Genomic DNA, 546 nt, shown 5'->3' on the forward strand with positions numbered 1-546 from the left:
ACGGGTACCGAGCGTTGTCCGGGTTCGACCGAGGCCACCTCGAAACTGGTCGAGAACCCCATGTTCTCCGCCGGACCGTACCCGTTCACCACACGAACCCCAGGATGCTCCGACAACGCCCTGGCCACATGAGCCACCGACGCCGCCTCACCCGCCGTCATCGCCACACGCACCACATCGAACACCTCAGGACGCTCGTCCAACATCACGTTGAACAACCCCGCAGACATCTGCAGACTCGTCACCCCGTGCTCCACCACCAGATCAGCGATCGCGTCGAACCGAGGCCGCTGCCCCGGCTGCAACACACACCGACCACCGAACAACAACGCACCGTAGAGCTCCAACGCGAACGCGTCCCACGAGACCGGCGAACACTGCAACCACACCTGATCAGGACCGAAATCCACATACCCCTGACCCAACAACGTGCCCACCACACCCCGGTGAGAGGTCACCACACCCTTGGGCACACCCGAGGAACCCGACGTGAACATCACACACGCCACATCACCCGGCACCACCTCCACACCAAGATCACCGCTC

The 546-nt window shown here is 63.2% G+C and carries 1 protein-coding gene; it reads right to left on the reverse strand.

The genetic code is table 11. The features are described from left to right. A partial coding sequence (locus DSY14_RS28070; protein ID WP_249188594.1) for an AMP-binding protein occupies window positions 1-497 on the reverse strand: 497 nt, incomplete at its 3' end. Between the last annotated feature and the right edge of the window lie 49 nt (window positions 498-546).

Source organism: Nocardiopsis sp. MG754419 (assembly GCF_018207095.1).
In the GTDB taxonomy this organism is placed as follows: domain Bacteria; phylum Actinomycetota; class Actinomycetes; order Streptosporangiales; family Streptosporangiaceae; genus Nocardiopsis.